This is a genomic window from Streptomyces sp. NPDC002018, from assembly GCF_042890865.1.
Classification (GTDB): domain Bacteria; phylum Actinomycetota; class Actinomycetes; order Streptomycetales; family Streptomycetaceae; genus Streptomyces.
On record NZ_JBIASO010000007.1, the window covers coordinates 332,119 to 350,061 of the forward strand.

At 71.7% G+C, this 17,943-nt stretch carries 19 protein-coding genes and 2 pseudogenes; 4 read left to right on the forward strand and 17 right to left on the reverse strand.

Going from position 1 to position 17,943, the window contains the following annotated elements:
• Window positions 1-74 precede the first annotated feature (74 nt).
• Window positions 75-359 (reverse strand): annotated as a pseudogene (locus ACFYYH_RS14480) (MFS transporter); the annotation flags it as partial.
• Window positions 360-408: 49 nt separating this feature from the next.
• Here ACFYYH_RS14480 and ACFYYH_RS14485 point away from each other — a divergent pair.
• A pseudogene (locus tag ACFYYH_RS14485) lies at window positions 409-599 on the forward strand (MarR family transcriptional regulator); the annotation flags it as partial.
• A 129-nt stretch (window positions 600-728) separates the two neighbouring features.
• Here ACFYYH_RS14485 and ACFYYH_RS14490 read toward each other — a convergent pair.
• Entirely contained in the window at window positions 729-992 is a 264-nt protein-coding gene (locus ACFYYH_RS14490; RefSeq protein ID WP_388550278.1) for a type B 50S ribosomal protein L31, read from the reverse strand.
• Between the two features lie 178 nt (window positions 993-1,170).
• Between ACFYYH_RS14490 and ACFYYH_RS14495 the strand changes: the two genes are divergently transcribed.
• Window positions 1,171-1,812: a histidine phosphatase family protein gene (locus ACFYYH_RS14495; protein ID WP_388550280.1), complete on the forward strand. Its 642-nt coding sequence runs from the start codon at window positions 1,171-1,173 to the stop codon at window positions 1,810-1,812.
• A 138-nt stretch (window positions 1,813-1,950) separates the two neighbouring features.
• Here ACFYYH_RS14495 and ACFYYH_RS14500 read toward each other — a convergent pair whose 3' ends face one another.
• Window positions 1,951-2,376, reverse strand: coding sequence for a pyridoxamine 5'-phosphate oxidase family protein (locus ACFYYH_RS14500; protein ID WP_388550283.1), 426 nt, complete (start codon window positions 2,374-2,376; stop codon window positions 1,951-1,953).
• 211 nt (window positions 2,377-2,587) lie between these two features.
• Window positions 2,588-2,791 carry a cold-shock protein gene (locus tag ACFYYH_RS14505; protein WP_041994569.1) on the reverse strand — a complete coding sequence of 68 codons (204 nt, stop codon included), beginning with the start codon at window positions 2,789-2,791 and terminating at the stop codon, window positions 2,588-2,590.
• Window positions 2,792-3,091: 300 nt separating this feature from the next.
• Between ACFYYH_RS14505 and ACFYYH_RS14510 the strand changes: the two genes are divergently transcribed.
• Window positions 3,092-3,784, forward strand: coding sequence for a TetR family transcriptional regulator (locus ACFYYH_RS14510; protein ID WP_388550468.1), 693 nt, complete (start codon window positions 3,092-3,094; stop codon window positions 3,782-3,784).
• A 67-nt stretch (window positions 3,785-3,851) separates the two neighbouring features.
• Window positions 3,852-5,462 (forward strand): MDR family MFS transporter, encoded by a 1,611-nt coding sequence (locus ACFYYH_RS14515; RefSeq protein WP_388550286.1) that lies wholly within the window; start codon window positions 3,852-3,854, stop codon window positions 5,460-5,462.
• A gap of 211 nt (window positions 5,463-5,673) precedes the next feature.
• Here the strand turns inward: ACFYYH_RS14515 and ACFYYH_RS14520 are convergent, their stop codons facing one another.
• From ACFYYH_RS14520 to ACFYYH_RS14580, 13 genes are all read right to left on the reverse strand, one after another.
• On the reverse strand, window positions 5,674-6,294 hold the full coding sequence (locus tag ACFYYH_RS14520; RefSeq protein WP_388550289.1) for a DUF1772 domain-containing protein: 621 nt from the start codon (window positions 6,292-6,294) through the stop codon (window positions 5,674-5,676).
• A gap of 423 nt (window positions 6,295-6,717) precedes the next feature.
• Window positions 6,718-7,677 (reverse strand): methylenetetrahydrofolate reductase [NAD(P)H], encoded by a 960-nt coding sequence (metF, locus tag ACFYYH_RS14525; protein ID WP_388550292.1) that lies wholly within the window; start codon window positions 7,675-7,677, stop codon window positions 6,718-6,720.
• A gap of 147 nt (window positions 7,678-7,824) precedes the next feature.
• Entirely contained in the window at window positions 7,825-8,868 is a 1,044-nt protein-coding gene (locus ACFYYH_RS14530; RefSeq protein ID WP_388550295.1) for an alpha/beta hydrolase, read from the reverse strand.
• 149 nt (window positions 8,869-9,017) lie between these two features.
• Complete coding sequence (locus ACFYYH_RS14535) at window positions 9,018-9,731, reverse strand: indole-3-glycerol-phosphate synthase (protein WP_388550298.1); 714 nt, start codon at window positions 9,729-9,731, stop codon at window positions 9,018-9,020.
• Window positions 9,728-10,474, reverse strand: a complete 747-nt coding sequence (locus ACFYYH_RS14540; protein ID WP_388550301.1) for an N-(5'-phosphoribosyl)anthranilate isomerase — start codon at window positions 10,472-10,474, stop codon at window positions 9,728-9,730. Before ACFYYH_RS14540 ends, ACFYYH_RS14535 begins: the two co-directional genes overlap by 4 nt.
• Window positions 10,471-11,616, reverse strand: coding sequence for an acyl-CoA dehydrogenase family protein (locus ACFYYH_RS14545; RefSeq protein ID WP_388550304.1), 1,146 nt, complete (start codon window positions 11,614-11,616; stop codon window positions 10,471-10,473). Before ACFYYH_RS14545 ends, ACFYYH_RS14540 begins: the two co-directional genes overlap by 4 nt.
• Window positions 11,617-11,682: 66 nt before the next feature.
• A complete protein-coding gene (locus ACFYYH_RS14550; RefSeq protein WP_388550307.1) occupies window positions 11,683-12,057 on the reverse strand; it encodes an ectoine synthase in 375 nt (124 codons plus the stop codon).
• Between the two features lie 2 nt (window positions 12,058-12,059).
• Entirely contained in the window at window positions 12,060-12,884 is an 825-nt protein-coding gene (trpA, locus tag ACFYYH_RS14555; protein ID WP_388550310.1) for a tryptophan synthase subunit alpha, read from the reverse strand.
• Window positions 12,877-13,893 carry a hypothetical protein gene (locus ACFYYH_RS14560; protein WP_388550313.1) on the reverse strand — a complete coding sequence of 339 codons (1,017 nt, stop codon included), beginning with the start codon at window positions 13,891-13,893 and terminating at the stop codon, window positions 12,877-12,879. The genes trpA and ACFYYH_RS14560 overlap by 8 nt, the downstream gene beginning before the upstream one ends.
• 2 nt (window positions 13,894-13,895) lie before the next feature.
• On the reverse strand, window positions 13,896-14,159 hold the full coding sequence (locus ACFYYH_RS14565) for an acyl carrier protein (RefSeq protein ID WP_046502413.1): 264 nt from the start codon (window positions 14,157-14,159) through the stop codon (window positions 13,896-13,898).
• Window positions 14,156-15,661, reverse strand: coding sequence for an AMP-binding protein (locus ACFYYH_RS14570; RefSeq protein WP_388550316.1), 1,506 nt, complete (start codon window positions 15,659-15,661; stop codon window positions 14,156-14,158). The genes ACFYYH_RS14565 and ACFYYH_RS14570 overlap by 4 nt, the downstream gene beginning before the upstream one ends.
• Window positions 15,651-16,634, reverse strand: coding sequence for a MaoC/PaaZ C-terminal domain-containing protein (locus ACFYYH_RS14575; protein ID WP_388550319.1), 984 nt, complete (start codon window positions 16,632-16,634; stop codon window positions 15,651-15,653). The genes ACFYYH_RS14570 and ACFYYH_RS14575 overlap by 11 nt, the downstream gene beginning before the upstream one ends.
• Complete coding sequence (locus ACFYYH_RS14580) at window positions 16,631-17,881, reverse strand: beta-ketoacyl-[acyl-carrier-protein] synthase family protein (protein WP_388550322.1); 1,251 nt, start codon at window positions 17,879-17,881, stop codon at window positions 16,631-16,633. The genes ACFYYH_RS14575 and ACFYYH_RS14580 overlap by 4 nt, the downstream gene beginning before the upstream one ends.
• Between the last annotated feature and the right edge of the window lie 62 nt (window positions 17,882-17,943).

The window sequence follows — 17,943 nt, forward strand, 5'->3', positions numbered from 1 at the left end:
ACGTAACGACGTCGTCCCCGGCGCGCTCAGCGGCCGCGCGGCGGGCGCACTGGTCCTCCGCCGCCCGGCCCTCTTCAGTGGCGGGCGGCGGCGGCCCGGCCGGGCTCCTGAGCGGCCGTCGCCGTGGCGACCCCCCGTCCCGCGGCGGGCGTACGGCGCTCCAGCGCACTGGAGACGGCCGCGAGGACGAGTGCGGAGCCCGCCAGGGCGGCGCCTACCCAGTCGGGCGCGGTGTACCCGGACCCCGCGGCGATGACGATGCCGCCGAGCCGGGCGACGAGCGTGTTACCGAGGGTGAAGGCTCCGATAGCGACGGCCGAGGCCTGCGTGGGGGCGGCGGACGCCTGGTCGAGGACCCTATGGAGGTGATCGCCGCGAAGGCACCGCCGAAGCCGAGCACGGTCATGGTGTCTGGTCACCCGGCCGGAGGACCGCGGTCTGCTGACGCGCTCTCTCTGCCCGACCGACCGCCGGAGGATCTGCACCGATGTGATGTCGCCGAGGAGGGGCTGCGGCTGCTCGCGCAGGCCCGGCCCACCGATGACAAGGCCCTGCGGGAGGCCCTCGCCGAGGCGGCCCTGCGGCCGGAGCCGGCCCCCCCCTGGTCCAGGAGACCGTCGAAGCGCTCGACGGCGCCCTATGACCCACTCGACGCGGACATGAGAGGGGCCGGGTCACGGTCCTCCTCGGATCGTGGCCCGGCCCTCACGCGGATACCGGTCGCGGGATCAGCTCCGCGTCTCCTCACGCCCGCTGCCGTAGCGGCGCTCGAAGCGCTCCACGCGGCCCGCGGTGTCCACCACCCGGCCCTTGCCGGTGTAGAAGGGGTGGCTGGCGGAGGAGATCTCGACGTCGATGACGGGATAGGTGTTGCCGTCCTCCCACTCCACGCGCTCGGTCGAGTCCGCGGTGGAACGGGTCAGGAAGGCGGCTCCCGCGGCACGGTCCCGGAAGACGACCGGACGGGACGCGGGGTGGATACGGGGCTTCATACGGGAATCCTTCCTGGTGGTGCATGCACTTCCCTCAGGTGGTACGTCGGTGTAACGCGACGCCCGCCGGTGGCATTCCCGCCGGGTACCGGACACCGAAAGAAGGGACACTGTCCTTGGCGGGCCCGTGGCGGCCCGCGCGGCGACGGGCGCGAGCAGCGGGAAGTGGGCGGCGGTCATGGGTGAGTTGATCCTCGTACGGCACGGAGAGACCACCTGGTCCCTGTCCGGGCAGCACACCAGCTACACCGATCTTCCGATGACCGAGCGGGGCGAGAACCAGGCCCGCTCGCTGGCGCCGCTGCTGCGCGAGCGCCGGATCGGCCATACGCTCGTCAGCCCCATGACCCGCGCGCGGCGCACCGCCGAACTGGCCGGGCTCGACGCCTTCCGTGTCGTCCCGGATCTGCGGGAGTGGAACTACGGCGGCTACGAGGGCCTCGCGACCGCCGAGATCCATCGCACGCGGCCCGGCTGGGATCTGTGGACCGACGGAGTCGTTCCCGGCCCCCCGAGCCAGCCCGGGGAGAGTCCGGCGGAGGTCGGACACCGGGCCGACCGGGTGCTCTCCGAGGCCCTGGAAGCGCTCGATTCGGGCGACGAGGACGTCGTCCTCGTCTCGCACGCCCATGTCCTGCGGGTACTCACCGCGCGCTATCTGGGGCTGGCACCGGCGGCGGGCGCGCTCTTCCAGCTCGCCACGGGGACCCTCTCCCGGCTCGGTACGGAACACGGCCGGCCGGTGATCACCGCATGGAATCTGACCCTTCCCGAGGATCTGCTGCGCGCCTCGGCGCGGGAGAAGGAGAACGCCGCCTGAGAGGCCCTGTCCGGCCGCCCCGCGGACAAGACGTGTCCGGACCGGGCGGACGAGGCCCTTCCGGACCGCCCGGCGAGAAGGAGGGGTGACCCGGCGAGAGAAGGAGGGGTGGCCCGGCGGCGGGCCGGGCCGGAGGTCTCAGAGTTTTCCGAGGTCGGACGAGTACCAGCGCTCGGGCCGCATCCGGATGACGACCTGTTCGCCGTGCTCACGCGTGGCCAGTTCGATATAGGCGTCGAGGTGCTCGGCCGGGACATAGCGGGCCGACATCTCCTGGAGCTGATCGCGCGTGGCCGGGTCGGTGGCCGTCACGGGCCCCTCGACCGAGACATAGCGCACCGTGGGCTCGGTCCGGTCGGCCATGAGGGAGAAGCGGCCCGCGGCCCCGATGAGCCGCCCCTTGCGCGAGGTCCGGCCGGTGAGGATCCAGAGGTCGTCACCGGGCTGGTACTGGTACCAGATGGGAACGGTGAGCGGAGCCTGTCCCTCCGCCGCGTTCACCGCCAGCGCTCCGACATGGGGCTCGGCCAGGAACTGCTCGCGCTCTTCTCGGGTCAGGGCCACGGAATCTCCTCCGTCTGTCTCTCGGGCAGGGGGACGCTTCGGCCGCTTCCGGGCTCGGAGGCGGCCCACTCAGCATGGGCAGCCGTCCCCGTCCGGCTGCCGCGACGCGCCGCGCCGGGCCCGAAATGCGGCGGGCGCCCGCCCGGTGGAAGGGAATCCACCGGGCGGGCGCCCTGTCGTCCCAGCCCTTCCGGGCCGTCGGGACGCGGTGTTACGAGGGGAGGATGTTCTCCGCCTGGGGGCCCTTCTGGCCCTGGGTGACGTCGAACGTGACCTTCTGGCCCTCCTGGAGCTCACGGAAGCCGGAGGTCGCGATGTTCGAGTAGTGCGCGAACACGTCGGGGCCACCGCCGTCCTGCGCGATGAAGCCGAAGCCCTTTTCCGAGTTGAACCACTTCACTGTTCCACTGGCCATTGCTCAGTCTCCGTTTCAAGGGACGCGTGATTCCCGCACGGTGCGGGAACCGGAGGTGATCGCCCTGGTCCGCAGAGACGCTGAACAGCACAAACGCCCGTGACGGCACGTCACGGGCGAGCGGTACTTCGGAACCACGACAGCTGATCAAGACGCTACAGGGCTCGAAGCGATACAGCCACAGAAACGACCAACTCTTGCGCACGTGGCGTGTATCGGACCGCGATCGGCCCAACCCGCGACCGGCCCGTACGATGATCGTCCGGAATCAATTTTGCGGAGCGTGCACTTTTGCATACCCTGCAATATGTGACGAACGAAGGTGCGGCGCCGGGACTCCGCGAGCGCAAGAAGCGGGCCACGCGGACGGCTCTGGCGGACGCGGCGGTACGGCTGGCCGCCGAGCACGGGGCCGAGAATGTGACGGTCGAGGCGATCAGCGAGGCCGCCGGGGTGTCCCCGCGTACGTTCTTCAACTACTTCGACAGCCATGACGACGCGTTCGTCATGATGGACCGGGACGCCGGTGAACGGGTGCGCCAGGCGGTGCGCGAGGCGCCGGCCGGTCTCTCCCCGCTCGAAGCGGTGCGCGAGGCGCTCGCCACCGAACTGGTCGATGTGGCCGAGCGGCAGGAGATCTGGCGGCTGCGGGCCACGGTCCTCCAGCGTTCGCCCCGGCTGCTGGTCCGCGGCCTCGGCGCGCACATGGCCGAGGAGATCGAGCTGGCCGACGCCATCGCCGTACGGCTCGGCGCGCGCGTCCCGGGCGAGAAGGGCACGCCCCCGCACGGGACCCGCCGGGACGGCCCCGGCGCCGGCACCCCGGCACCGGACCTCTACCCGCGGCTTCTCGCCGCCGTCGCCGGTACGGCCGTACGGGTGGCCGTCGAGCACTGGTGCGCGCAAGGACCGGACGCCGACTTCTCCGAGGTGTTCCGGCGCGTTTTCACCCTTCTGACGGACGGGCTCGCCCAACCGCCTCCCGCGGAGTGAGCCGCCCCCGACTCCCCCGTCCCTCCCTCGTCCTCCGACTTTCCACCACCATCCGAAGAAGGACACCTTGAGTGCAACCGAGGCGCCCGAACAGGCGCCCACCTCCATGTCCAACCGGCAGATACTCCAGGCCATGTCGGGTCTGATGGCCGGTATGTTCGTGGCCATCCTGGCCGGCACGGTCGTCGCCAACGCGCTGCCCCGCATCGTCGCCGACCTGCACGGCAGCCAGTCCTCGTACACCTGGGTGGTCACCGCCGAACTGCTGGCCATGACGGCGACCGTGCCGCTGTGGGGCAAGCTCTCCGACCTCTACAACAAGAAGCTGCTGCTCCAGCTCTCGCTCGCCATGTTCGTGGTGGGGTCGCTGCTCGCCGGCTTCTCGCAGGGCGTCGGGCTGCTCATCTTCAGCCGGGTCGTCCAGGGCATCGGCGCGGGTGGTCTGACCGCCCTCGCCCAGGTCGTGATGGCGGCGGTCATCCCGCCCCGGCGGCTGGGCAAGTACGCCGGTATCTTCGGCGCGGTCTTCGCCGTCGGCACGGTCGCCGGGCCGCTCGTCGGCGGTGTGCTGGTGGACACCTCCTGGCTGGGCTGGCGCTGGTGCTTCTTCATCGGGGTGCCCTTCGCCCTCGCCGCGATCCTGATCCTCCAGCGCACCCTGCGACTGCCCACGGTGCGCCGTGAGGTGAAGATCGACTACCTGGGCGCCTTCCTGATCGTCGCCGGTGTCAGCGCGCTGCTGATCTGGACCACGCTGGCGGGCAACCGCTTCGACTGGGCGTCCTGGCAGACGGCCGCGCTGACCGGCACCGGGGTCGTGCTCCTGGCCGCCGCGGTGTTCGTGGAGGCGCGGGTCCCCGAACCGATCATCCCGCTGGACATCTTCCGCAACCGCACCGTCTCCCTGACCACGGTGGCCAGCCTGCTGGTCGGTGTCGCGATGTTCGGCGGAACCGTCTTCCTCTCGCAGTACTTCCAGATCTCGCTCGGCAAGTCCCCGACCGTCGCGGGGCTGATGAGCCTGCCGATGATCCTCGGTCTGCTGGTGTCCTCCACGGTCGCCGGCCAGATCATCAGCGCCACCGGCAAGTGGAAGATCCATCTGATCGCGGGCGCCGTGATCATGACGGGCGGTCTCGGTCTGCTGGCCACCATCGACGCCGACACCGGCTTCGGCGTCCTCAGCCTCTATATGGCCGTTCTCGGTATCGGCGTCGGCATGCTGATGCAGAACCTGGTGCTCGCGGCACAGAACGACGTGCCGGCGGCGGAGCTCGGCGCGGCCACCTCGGTGCTGTCGTTCTTCCGCAGCATGGGAGGCACGATCGGGACGAGCGTGCTGGGCGCGATCCTCGCCAACCGGGTGACGGCCGAGATGACCAAGAGCCTGGGCGGCGCCGGCCAGTCGGCGTCCGGCGGCTCGGGCGAGGGTGCCGTACCCGACATCGCCACGCTGCCCGCGCCGATGCGGGAGATCGTGCAGCACGCGTACGGCGTGGCCACGGCGGAGCTCTTCCTCGTCGCCGCACCCTTCGCCGCTCTCGCGCTGGTCGCGGTGCTCTTCCTCAAGGAGAAGCCGCTCAAGACGACCAGTGGTCTGGAGCGGCTCGCCGAGGAGAGCAAGCAGGAACGGGCCGCGGAGAGCCCCTCGGCCACTCCGCCCGCTCCGGTCGGCTGACGGCGGCTTCGGCTCACACGGGCCCCGGCCCCGCCCGCACGGGTGGCCGGGGCCCGTGCGTGTACGGCCGTGGGCCTGGGTGTACGCCGGGGCCCCCGTCGGGCACGGGAGAAACGCGAGAGGGGGCGACGGGCTCCGGGCCCGTCGCCCCCTCCTCTGTTCGTTCGCTCTTCCGGCCTCTGTTCGTTCGTTCTTCCGGCCGTTCGCTCCGTCAGACGCCGTACGGGCGCATCGCGGGAGCGACAGCGGCGGCGGCACCGCTGCCACGGCCGTGCAGCACCAGCGCGCGGGCCAGGAAGCCCAGCGCCGCCGTGCAGACCAGGGTCCGCACGATATTGCTCGTCTCCCAGGTGCCCTTGAACTTGTCGACGATCGAGAAGTCCGTGATCTTGGCCGGGTCACCGGCGGCGGCCAGCTCGTTGTTGAGCGGGATGTTGACGCTGAACGTGATCAACAGGGCCACCAGATAGAGCGCGGCCGCGGCGCCGATCCACAGCGCCGCGCCCCGGCGGCCCTGACGGTGCTCCAGGAACGCCGCGACCGCGGCGGCCAGCAGGGCTCCGACGAAGACCATGCCGAACAGTCCGTTGCCGTCGATCAGGGCGTTGAAGTTCTGCATCGCGTCGATGTACGTACGGTCGTCCGTCCTGGCCAGACCGGGCATGACGGAGATGTCGTACGCGAAGAAGAGACCCGCCATGAGCCCCATCGCGACCGTGGCGATCATCAGCAGCGGCCCGACCGCCCTGCTCTGGCGCACGGGCGCCGCGACGGGGGCCTGCGGCGGGTGGGCGGCGTAGGGATTGGGGGTTCCGGCCGGGTTGTAGCTCATGGGATGTCCTTGTCTGGTGGTCGAAGCCGTCCGATACGAGGTGATCCGGCGGCCGCCACGGTGTCGTCGTCGACGCCGCCGCCGACGTGTGACACGGCGAAGGGTCTGCCCGCTGATCTCAGAGTGTCCACGCGGCCTTTGGTCCGGTTCCCTGGGCAATTCTCATGATCCGCGTCATGAGACCAGTCAAGTCCAGTGCGATGAGACGGTACATAGCCACGAAGCTCAGATTCATATCTCAGCGTCCAAGCCGGAGTTGACCGGCCAGAAGATCATGGCAGGCCGGGCGGTGGCCCGCCAGACCCGCTGGAGCCGTCCTCGACCAGGACTCCAGCGGGCGGAGCACCCCGCGCCGGAGAGCCTGGGGCCTTTCGTCTGGATCTTGCCGGGCTCGCGTGCCCCGGCAGATCCAGACGAAAGATCCTAGGCCGCGGGGGCGGAGGCGGCAGCGGGCAGGGGGACGCTCCGGACCCCCGGGCCGACGCCCAGGTTCTGGTGGATCTCCAGTGTGGCCGTGGAGCGGTTCAGGGTGATGTAGTGCAGCCCCGGGGCGCCTTCCGCGAGCAGGCGCCCGGCCATGGCCGTGGCGTACTCGACACCGATGCGGTGGCCCTCCCCCGGCTGGTCACGGGCCGCTTCCAGCCGCTCGGCCAGATCGTCGGGGAACCGGGCGTCGCTGAGTTCCGCGAAACGGCGGATCTGCCGGACGTCGGTGGCCGGCATGATCTCCGGAATGATCGGCGTCGTGCACCCGGCGGCCTCGAGCCGGTCGCGGAGCCGGAGGTAGTCCTCCACATGGAAGAACATCTGGGTGATCGCGTAGTCGGCGCCCGCCCGGCACTTGGCCACGAAGTGGCGGATGTCGCTCTCCCAGTCCGCCGACCGCGGATGGCGTTCGGGGAACGCCGCCACGCCCACGGTGAAGTCGCCCAACTCCCGGATGAGGGAGACCAGTTCGCTCGCCTGGGCGAAGCCCTCGGGATGGCGGACCCACTCGCCGCGCGGGTCGCCCGGCGGATCGCCGCGCAGGGCGAGGACATCCCGGATCCCGGCGTCCGCGTACTGGCCGATGATGTGGCGCAGTTCGGCCACGGAATGGCCGACCGCGGTGAGATGGGCGACCGGGCGCAGCGTGGTCTCGGCGGCGATGCGCTTGGTGACCTCGATCGTACGGTCGCGCGAGGAGCCCCCGGCCCCGTAGGTCACCGAGACGAAGGTGGGCGCGAGCGCCTCGATACGGCGGATCGCGTTCCAGAGCGTGCGCTCACCCGCCTCGGTCTTGGGCGGGAAGAACTCGAAGGAGTACGAGCGCCCTCCGTCGGCCGTCAGCGGGCGCGGGCCCGGCCGGGAGTGCCGCGGACGTTCCACGTTCTCTGCCGCCATGGCGGGGTGTCCTTCCTGGTCGCTCGGTGTGTGGATGCGTACGGTCCGCACACAGTAACCGCGATGGGCCGCGGGTACCCGGGGAAGACCACGGACTGATCACGGGTACGGGCCGGCCCCGTCAACCGGCCGCGCGGGGACGGGAGTTCAGACGCGCCTGGCGTCGCCCCCGCCGAGCAGCAGGCACTCCTCCAGGAAGGCCACGGCCCGCAGATGGTAGGTGCGGGCCGCGCGGCCGATGCTGATGTTGTGCCCGGCGGCGGGCAGCCGGTCCACGGTGACGCGGGGCGCGGCCGTCAGCCGGCCCGTCATCGAGGTCAGGGAGGCGTCGTCCAGCTCCCACCACAGCTCGTGCTCGGCGAAGGTCAGCCGCAGGGGGCTGGTGATCCGGCCGGCCAGCCGCGGGTACTGGATGGGCCACACCGCCGTCTGGATCTCCTCGCGCCGGGGTACGGACCTCAGCAGGGAACGGCTCGCGCGGAACGTGCCGGGCGCGTAGAGGTTCAGGGGACCCCAGTTGAGGCGGGAGGCGCCGCCACCGAGGGTGTCGGGGAAGTGCCGGGCCTCGCGGGCGTACCGCCAGCCGCAGCCGTTGATGTCGAGGCCGATCAGCGAGGCGCCCGCCTCCTGCGCCGCCATGTGCAGGCTGACCTTGCCGCCGTCGGAGTGGGCGACCACGAAGAAGCCGGCCCCGGTCCTGTGGTGGCGGGCGAAGTCGGTGAGCGCCGCGTGCAGGGTCGTCGCCTGCTCGCCGAGGGGCTGGCCCTCCGGAAGCTGCCGTGCGGAGGCGCCGTAGCCGGGGCGGTCGAGTGCCAGCACGGAGTACCCCAGCCGCGCGCCGAGCGCGAGCAGGGAGCCGGCCGGGTCGGTCAGCCCGTTGAAGTAGTCGGCGCACATGCCCCGGCCGTGGATGGCGACGATCACGGCGCGGGGCTCGACGCCCTCGGGTTCGGCGAGCAGACCCGACATCTCGATGCCGTCGGCGTCGAGGATCACGGCATGTACGGCGGGCGCGGCCGGCACGACGGGCGTGGCTAGGACGGCCGGTGCGGCGGGGACGGCCGGTGCTGCGGGGACGGGGGGTGCGGCGGGGACGGCGGGTACGACAGGAACGGCCGGTGCGGCGGGGACGGCGGGTGCGACGGGAACGGCCGGTTCTGCGGGGACGGCGGGTGCGACGGGTGCGGTCATGGCGGGCGGCTCTCCTGGGGAGCGGGTGCAGGAGCGGTACGGGAAACGGGGCGCGGGGCGCGGCAGCCGGGCGGGCGACCTGGCGACCTGCCGTACGGTCCACGGGGCGCGCGGCCCGTTCCGGGCGAAGGACCCGCGCGGCCGGGCCGTCAGGCCTTGCGGGCGGCCACGGAGCTGTTCCTGGCGCGGTCCAGTTCGTCGAGCCAGGCGCTGGCGCTCGCGGTGCGCAGCAGCGAGGTGCCGACCAGCAGTCCGGCGAAGCCCGCGTCGAGCAGCCTGGCGGCGGCGAGCGGGCTGTCGATGGCGCTGGCGCTGACCGGGCACGGCGTCCCGGCGGCCTGGAGCGCGGGCAGCAGGGCGAGGCTGCGGTCGAGGTTGCCCCGGTCGCTCTCCTTGGCCTTGATGTCCTTGTTGTTGACGGCGATCACACATTCGTCGGTGTGCGGCAGACCGTCGAGCTCGGACTCCTCGGTCACCTCCACGAAGGGCGTGAGGCCGTTGCCGAGCGCGGCGGTGATGAGGGTGCGCATGCTGGACCTGGGCAGCAGGGCGGCGGTCAGCAGCACGGCGGAGGCACCCAGTTCCACCGCGGTCTTGAGCTGGTCCCTGCGGGTGATGAAGTCCTTCTGGAGCAGCGGCAGATCGGTGAGCGCGGCGACATCGCGCAGCAGGGCGGGGGTCCCGCCGAACCAGCGTCCGGTCACCACCGAGATGCACGGGGCGCCCGCGGCCTCGTACGACTCGACGATCGCGACCGGGGTCCGTCCGCCGAGCAGGTCGTAGCCGTGGGCGTCGCGCCGTTTGACCTCCATGACCAGGGGGCGGTCCGCGGCCAGCAGGGCTTCCAGGAAACGGGCGGTCATACGGACTCCTCGGGGGACAGGGCGGTCCGCCAGGCGCGGGCCAGGGCGGTGACGGCGGGCGCCGAGAAGCGTCCGCGGCCGTCCCGGGCGCCGGTGTCGACATCGACACCGCGGAACCCGGGATGCGCGGCGACGCCGTCGTAGTCGGGACGGTTGTACGGGGTGATCCCGCCCGCGAGCAGGAACGGACGGGTGAGCCGGGGCAGCAGCGCCAGCACGTCGGGCTCCGCCAGCCGGTGTCCTGTGCTGCCGATACGGCCGTCCTCGGTGGCCGTGTCGAGCAGGAACAGATCGGTGCCCGCCCGTTCGTACGCGCCGATCAGCGGGCGTTCGACACAGCTCCCGCCGCGCAGATGGAGGACTTTGACGAGGACCGCGTCGGGCAGGGCGGCGCGCAGCGCGCCGACGACGGCGGGCGGCTGGTACGCGTGCAGTTGCAGCCAGCGCAGGCCGGTGCGGCGCGCCAGGCCGGTCAGGGCTTGGGGGTCACCGAGGAAGGTGACGAGGACCGGTTCGAGCCGGCCGGTGGCACGGGCCGCCGCGACGAGTTCGGTGAGGCGCTCCTCGGGCAGCTCGGCATGGCCGCCCGGTACGCCGTGCCACACGCCGACGCAGTCCGCTCCCGCGGCCGCCAGCGTGGCGATGTCGTCGGGCGAGGTGGCCCCGCAGACTTTCAGAACCCGGCGGGTCTCGGGTGCGGCCGAGTGTCCCGCCGGGAGCCCGGAGGCGGGCTCCGGGATCATTTGCCCAGGCCCAGCATCGAGGCGATGCGGTTGTACTGGATCTCCGTGGTGCCGGAATAGATCGTGCCGGCCACGGCGTTGCGCACGTCCTTCTCCAGTCCGTACTCGGTCATGTAACCGTGCCCGCCGAAGAGCTGCACGGCGATCAGACTGGTCTCCAGATTGCTCTCGCTCGTCACCAGTTTGGCGATGGCCAGATCCACCGTGACGTTCTCGCCGGCCGCGAGCCGTTCACCGGTGTCGTACAGCCACTTCCTCGCCGTCTCCAGCCGGATCTTCGTGTCGACGATCTTGTTGGCGACGGACTGGTACGAGCCGATGGTCCTGCCGAAGGAACGGCGGGTCTTCGCGTAGTCGAGGCAGCGGTCGAGCCGGTGCTGCATCTCCCCCACGTTGACGATGAACGAGAAGAGGATCTCCCGCTTCATCACATGGTCGAGCACCATGAACCCTCCGCCGACCCGGCCGAGCACCTGGGTCCTGGGGATACGGCACTCGTCGAAGAACAACTCGCTGAGCGGCGAGGTCCGCAGGCCCATCTTCTTGGTCGGTTTGCCGATCGTGAGTCCCGGGGTGTCCCGGTCCACGAGGAACGCGGTGACCCCGAGCGGACCGCCGTCCGGATGAGTACGCGCGTAGACGACGAACACATCGGCGACGGGGCCGTTGCTGACGAAGATCTTGGAGCCGTTCAGGACGAACTGGTCGCCGTCCCGTACCGCCCGGGTGGTCATCGCCATGGCGTCCGAGCCGCCCTCCGCCTCGGTGATGGCATGGGCACCGATCAGTTCTCCGGAGCAGATCCGGGTCAGATACCGCTCCTTCTGCTCGTCCGTACCGAACTTCTCCACCGGTACGCCGGTACTGGCCATGGTGGTGGTGACCGAGAAGCTCAGCCCGGAGTCACGGCAGTGCTCGCCCAGCCCTTCGAGCAGATACATGGTGGTGAGCAGGGACTGGCCGAGGCCTCCCCACCGCTCGTCGAAGGGCAGTCCGAGGATGCCGGTCTCCCGGATCAGTTTCCACTTGTCCCAGGAGAACGTGGCCTGTTCGTCCTGTTCTATGTGGCCGGCGCTGAGCGCCTCACCCCACCGGGCCAGACCTTCGCGCAGTTCGGCCTGGTCGGCGTTCCAGCGGATCACGGCGAGCCTTTCCGTTACGGATCAGTGGCGGGCGGTCGTGCGGGTGACGTAGGGATGACCTGTGGATCAGTAGGCGGAGGAGACGTGCTCGTCGAGCTGGTGCACCTCGTCGCCCTGGAGCGCCGGGGAGAAGACGCACACCAGACGCAGGTCCTCGTGCGGGCTGGCCACGAGGTAGTGGGCGTCGTGCTCGTTGAGCGAGTAGAGGACCCCGGGCACGATCGGGTGCGAGGTGCCGTCCAGCTCGATCACTTCGCCGGAACCCTCGATGCAGTAGCAGGATTCGATGTGATTGCGGTACTCCAGACGGGACTTGGTACCCGCGCGCACGGTAGTGTCGGTGATGCTGTAGTCGAGGCCGTCGGCGGCCACGATGAAGCGACGGCTCAGGCCGTTGCCCCACTCGACCGTCTTCACGTTCTCCAGATCGCGGATGAACATGGTCAGCTCCCAGTTCTCTCGGGTGTGATGGAACGGTTGGGCGATACGGACCTGACGAAGGCGCGGAAGCCGTCGATGACGTCGCCCCCTTGACCGAGCGACTGCTCGATCCGGGCGACACCTGCGGAGCCGATGATTACGGCATCGGCTCCGCAGGCTCCGACGGTCTCCACGTCCTGCCTGGTCCTGACCCCGAAGCCGATGGCTATCGGGGACGCTGTGTGCGCCCGGAGCGCGGTGACCGTGGCGGCCAGTGCGGCGTGGCCGGCGGCCGGAGCGGTGCCGCTGCGTCCGTAGTGGGCGACGAGATAGAGATACGCGGTGGCCTCCGCCGCGGCCTCGGCCATGGTCGCGGGCGGGCTCTGCTGGTAGCAGGTGGTGACGACGGGCACTCCGGCCGCGCGGGCGGCCGTGTAGTGCGCGGTGCGCAGCCGGGGCGGCAGCGCGTGGACGAGCAGCCCGTCGGCGCCGGAGTCCGCGATGGTACGGAGGGTGGGCTCCGGGTCCCGGTGCTTGAGCGAGTGGCTCCAGTCGGCGAGCAGCGCGATCCGCAGCCGGCGCAGCCGGGGCCGTACCTCGGCGATGAAGGCCAGCACCTCGTCGAGCCCGACGCCCCGGTCCAGGGCGCGGCGGGCCGAGCGGCGGATCACGGGCCCGTCGGTGACCGAGTCCGGGAAGGGCACGGCCAGTTCGAGGCAGTCGACGCCTTCCTCGTCGAGCATGAGGACCAGATCGGCGAGGACGTCGAGCGGCGGGTCCCCGGCGTTGAGGAAGAGCGCCAGCCCCGGTCCCCCGCCGGGCGCGGTCCGCGGGAAGAAGTCAGCCATGGTTCGCCGTCCTCACGCGTTCGGCGAGATCGCGGGCGGCTCCGCCGCGTACGGCGTCCTCGGCGACGGCGACGGCCTTCGTCCAGTCGGGCGTGTGGCCGCTCGCGACGGACAGCGCCGCGGCGTTGAGGCAGACCGTACGGGTGGCCACCTCACCGGCGGTGCCGGCGAGGACGGACAGGAAGTGGGCGGGCGCGTCGGCGGGGTTGGTGACCGGTGCGAGATCGTCGAAGCCGCCGTCGGCCGGTACCAGTTCGCCCGCCGGGAGGCGCAGTTCCCCGCCGTCGTGGGTGTGGATCGTGTTGTCGGCGAAGCCGAGGAGTTCGTCGGCCCCGCGGTCGTTGGTGGTCAGCCACAGGGTGCGGCCGGTGACGGTGGTGGCGAGGGCGCGCAGTTCGGCCAGCGGAGCGCTCGCCGAGACCCCGGTGATCTGCGCGGTGACGGGCAGATCGGCGAGGAAGGGACCCAGCGCGTTCAGGAACCGGCCGAAGGGCTTCATGCTCGTCGGCGCGATGGTCCTGGCCAGCCGGGTGAGCTGCACCGGGTAGACGAACGGGCCCGCGAAGGCGATCCCGAACCGGTCCAGCGTCTCGGCGGTCCCCTCGTATGAGGAGGTCAGCCGGACGCCGAGCCGTTCCAGCAGATCGACGGAGCCGAGCGAGCCGGTGTACGCGCGCGAGCCGGTCTTGACCACCCGCACCCCGGCCGCGGCGGCGACGAACGCCGACGCGGTGGAGATGTTGAAGGTCCTCGGTCCGCCGCCGGTGCCCACCACGTTGACCGTGCCCGCCCAGCGGCCCGCCGGTTCGGCGGGCCGCCGTTCGGCCAGTGAGTCGAGCAGTGCGCGCAGGGTGTCGTGGGCGGGCAGCGCGGTGGTCAGGGATACGAGCAGGGCGAGGGCCTGCGCCCGGTCGAGGCCGCCGTCGCCCAGCTCGTCCCAGAACGACCGCCAGGTCTCGCGTCCGACCGGCGCGCGCCGCTCCAGCAGGCCGATGAGTGCGTCATGCACCGCTAGCTACCTGCCACCTCGGGACGGCGCGCACCGGCGATGAACGCGTCGATCGCCGCGACACTGCGGAAATTGTTGGGGTCGAGGTCGGCGTCGCCGATCGCCACCTCGAAGCGGTCCTCGACCCAGGCGATCAGCTTCAGCACACCGAGGCTGTCGATGACCCCGTCCGAGAGCAGGTCGTGGTCGTCAGCCAGCTCCTGGGCCGTGACATCCGGCAGGAACTCCTCGATGACGAACTGCTTGATGGTGCCGACGTGGCTCATGACGTCCTTCCTTTGGCTGTTGACAACTCGTGGAGACGGTCGAGCGCCTTGCGGTCGACCTTTCCTGTGGCGGTCTTCGGCAGCGGCTCCGCGACGATGTGGAGCTTCGCGGGGACCGCCGCCCTGGGCAGGCTCCTGGCGCAGTGCTGACGGAGCGTCAGGGTGCTCAGTCCGCTGCCGGGCGCGGCCTGGACGGCGGCGACGAGCCGGCGGCCCTCGATCGGGTCGGGCAGGGCGGCCACGCCCGCTTCGAGCACCGCGGGGTGGTCGAGCAGCACCCGTTCGACCTCCGCCGTGTTCACGGCGACCCCGCGCACCTTGACCTGGTGGTCGCTGCGTCCGGTGAGATGGAGCCGGCCGTCGCCGTCGCGCCGTACCAGGTCGCCGGTGCGGAACCAGCGCCGGTCGTCGAGGCCCAGCGGATGGCCGGTGAACTTGTCGGCGTGGCGGGTCCGGTCGAGATAGCCGGCCGCCTGGAAGGGCGTGGACACATACAGCTCGCCGGAGCCCGGACCCTCGACCGGTTCGCCCCGCTCGTCGAGGATCAGCGCCTCGACCCCCGGCAGCGGGACACCGATCGGCACCGGCGGGAAGGCGGTGGCGGCGGTGTCGACCTCGTGGATGAAGCTGTCGTTGGTCTCGGTGCAGCCGTAGATGTTGTGGATGCGCGCCTTGGGGAACAGCTCGGGCAGCGCCGCGAAGGTGCGGTCGGGGATGACATCGCCGCTGAACATCACATGCTCGACCCCGGGCAGGGCCGCCCCCCGCCGCCGGGCCGCGTCGAGCAGCAGCCCGTAGAACATCGGCACCGCCTGGACCACCTGGACGTCATGGCGTTCGAGGAGGTCGAGGAGGTGGCCGCCGCGGGCGGCGAGGCCGGGGTCGACCAGGACGACCCGGCCGCCGTGCGCCAGTGTCGTCCAGACGTCCAGCAGGCAGAGGTCGAAGTTGAGCGGCGCGTAGTTGAGGACCGTGCTGCCGGGGCCGATCGAGAAGGCGGGGCCGGCCCAGGCGGCGAACCGGTTCACGGCCTCCCGGCCCAGTGGGACGATCTTGGGCAGGCTGGTGGAGCCGGAGGTGGTGAGCATGAACGACACCTCGGCGGCCTCACGGGGTGTCAGCGGCTGCGGGGTGACGTCGGGGCTGGGCACTACGCCCGCGTCCGTGCCGTCGGGGGTGATGACCTGGCGGCAGCCCGCCTGCGCGAAGAGATCCGCGAGCAGGGAGGGCGCGAGCGCGGGCGAGGGCAGCAGGAAGGGGCGCCGTGCCAGCAGACAGGCCAGCACCAGGGCGACGGCCGCGGGCGACTTGGTGGCGAGCACGCCCACGGGCTCGCCGGGGGCCAGGGCGAGCTGGGCCAGCCGGTCGCGTTCGCGTCCGGCGTGCTCGTACAGCTCGCGGTAGCTGGTCTCCTCGCCGTTCCACAGCAGGGCGGTGGCATCGGGCCGCTCACGGACCTGGGAGAGGAATCCCCCCACCAGGCCGAGTCCGTCACTCGTCATCGTCGCCTCCGTCTCGGTGCGCGTTCCGGGTCGGTGTGTCCGTGTCCGTGTCCGTGCTCGCTCCGGTGTGTGCCGCCGTGACCGCTTCCGGCGCCGCTCCGGCCGCCGTCCCGGCCTCCGCCGCCGCCAGTTCGACCCAGCCGCTCTTGACGGCCGCTCCCGCCGGGGTGCGGCAGGTGAACCGCACCACGCGTCCCGCCGCGTCGGGCTGGAGGTCGAGCCGGAGCGGCTCGCCGGGTGTGACGGGCGCCGAGAAGCGTCCGCCGATGCCCCGTACGCGTGCGGCGTCGCCGTCGGCGTACCGGTCGACGATCTCCTCGACCGTCAGGGCCACCACGCTCATGCCGTGGGCGATGACGGAGCCGAATCCGGCCGCGCGGGCCGCTTCCTCGTCGAGGTGGATCGGGTTCTCGTCGCCGGAGGCGTGGGCGTAGCGGCGGATCCACTCCGCGGTCGGCTCATGGACGACGGTGGCGGGCTCGCCGGCCCCGGCGGGCGCGGGCGCGGCGGCTCCCGCGGTGATGTCCCCGAAGGGTTCGAGCGTGGTGGCGCCCACCAGCAGGGCGCTGGTGATCAGTTCGGCGAAGGGCTCGGCCTCCTCGGTGCCGTTCGCCCCGTCGCCGGTGAGCCGGGAGCGCAGGGCGACGCGGGTCCCGCGCGCCTCGCGCCGGGCGCCGAGCACCTCCAGGCGTACGGCGACCCGCTCACCGGGGCGTACGAGCCGGTGGCCGCGGATGTCCTGGGCGAGATGGACGACGGAGACGGGTCCGGGCTCGTCGGCGGTCAGCGTGGCCACGGTCCGCTCGGCCACGGTGTGGGCGAGGACGAACGCGTGGACGGGCGAGGCCAGTTCGTCCTTGGTGACGGGCAGTTCGGCGCGGACCGCGCCGCGGTAGGCGGCGATCTCCTCGGCGGTGACGGTACGGGTCGCGGCCGGGGCGGGGATCCCGGCGGGTGCGGAGGCGGTCGTCATACCGGCGCCACCACCAGGCTGGAGTTGTGGCCGCCGAAACCGAAGGAGTTGGACAGCGCGGGACCGGATGCGACGGCGCGCGGGGCGCCGTGGACCACGTCGATTTCCATGCCTGGCTCCAGCCGTTCGTGGTTGGCGGTGGGGGGGACCTCGCACGCGCGCATCGCCTGGACGGTGGCGATCAGTTCGACGGCTCCGGCGGCCCCGATGAGATGACCGATGACGCTCTTGTTCGCGGTGACCGGCGGCCCGTCGGGGCCGAACACCTTGGCCAGCGCGGTCGCTTCGGCCCGGTCGTTGAACGGGGTCGAGGTGCCGTGCGCGTTGATGTGGACGATGTCGGAGGGGTCCAGGCCGGCGTCGGCGATGGCTCCGGCCATGGCCCCGATCGCGGCGCCCCCGTCCGGCAGCGGCATCGAGAGGTGGAACGCGTCGGCGGTGGAGGCGTAGCCGGCGACGGTCGCGTAGGCCCGGGTGCCGCGTGCCCGCGCGTCGTCGAGCCGTTCCAGTACGACGAAGCCGGCGCCCTCCCCCATCACGAAGCCGTCCCGGTCGACGTCGAACGGCCTGGACGCGCTCTCCGGGTCGTCGTTGCGCAGCGACACGGCGTTGAGGTTGCCGAACCCGGCGAGGGTGACGGGCGTCAGTGTCGACTCGCAGCCCCCCGCCAGCACGACATCGGCCCGGTAGGTCTGGAGCAGCATCAGCGCGTGGCCGATGGCGTCGGCCCCGCTGGCGCAGGTGGTGGCGATGGTCAGGGCGGGCCCCTGCCAGCCGAGCCGCATCGCGATCTGGGCCGCCGCCGCGTTGGGCATCGTCATCAGGGGCATCAGCGGATTGACCCGGTGCGGTCCCGACTCGGTGAAGTTCCTGGACTCCGCGTCGCTGGTGGCCCGGCCGCCGACGGCGTTGCCGACGACGATCGCGGTACGGTCCGGGTCGACGGCCGGGGCGCCCGCGTCCCGGTGGGCGGCGAGGGCCGCCGTCGTCCCGTACAGCGCGAACGGGTCCATCCTGCGGGCGTCCTTGGCGGGCACCAGACCGGTTTCGTCGAGTCCGCGGACCCGGCAGCCGATCCGTACGCGGTGACGCTCCAGATCGAGATGGGTGAGGGTCGCGGCCGTGGACCGGCCGGCCCGCAGTGTGGTCCACAGGTCGTCGGGGGTGCAGCCGGCCGGTGTGACGACGCCCATGCCGGTGATCGCGACAGGCGCTTTGAGCTGTACGTGCCTCGGTGAGGTTGACATCTCTGATCCCGTATCCCGTACGAGCGGCGGACGGCGGACAGCGGCCGGCTGGGGCCGGCGCG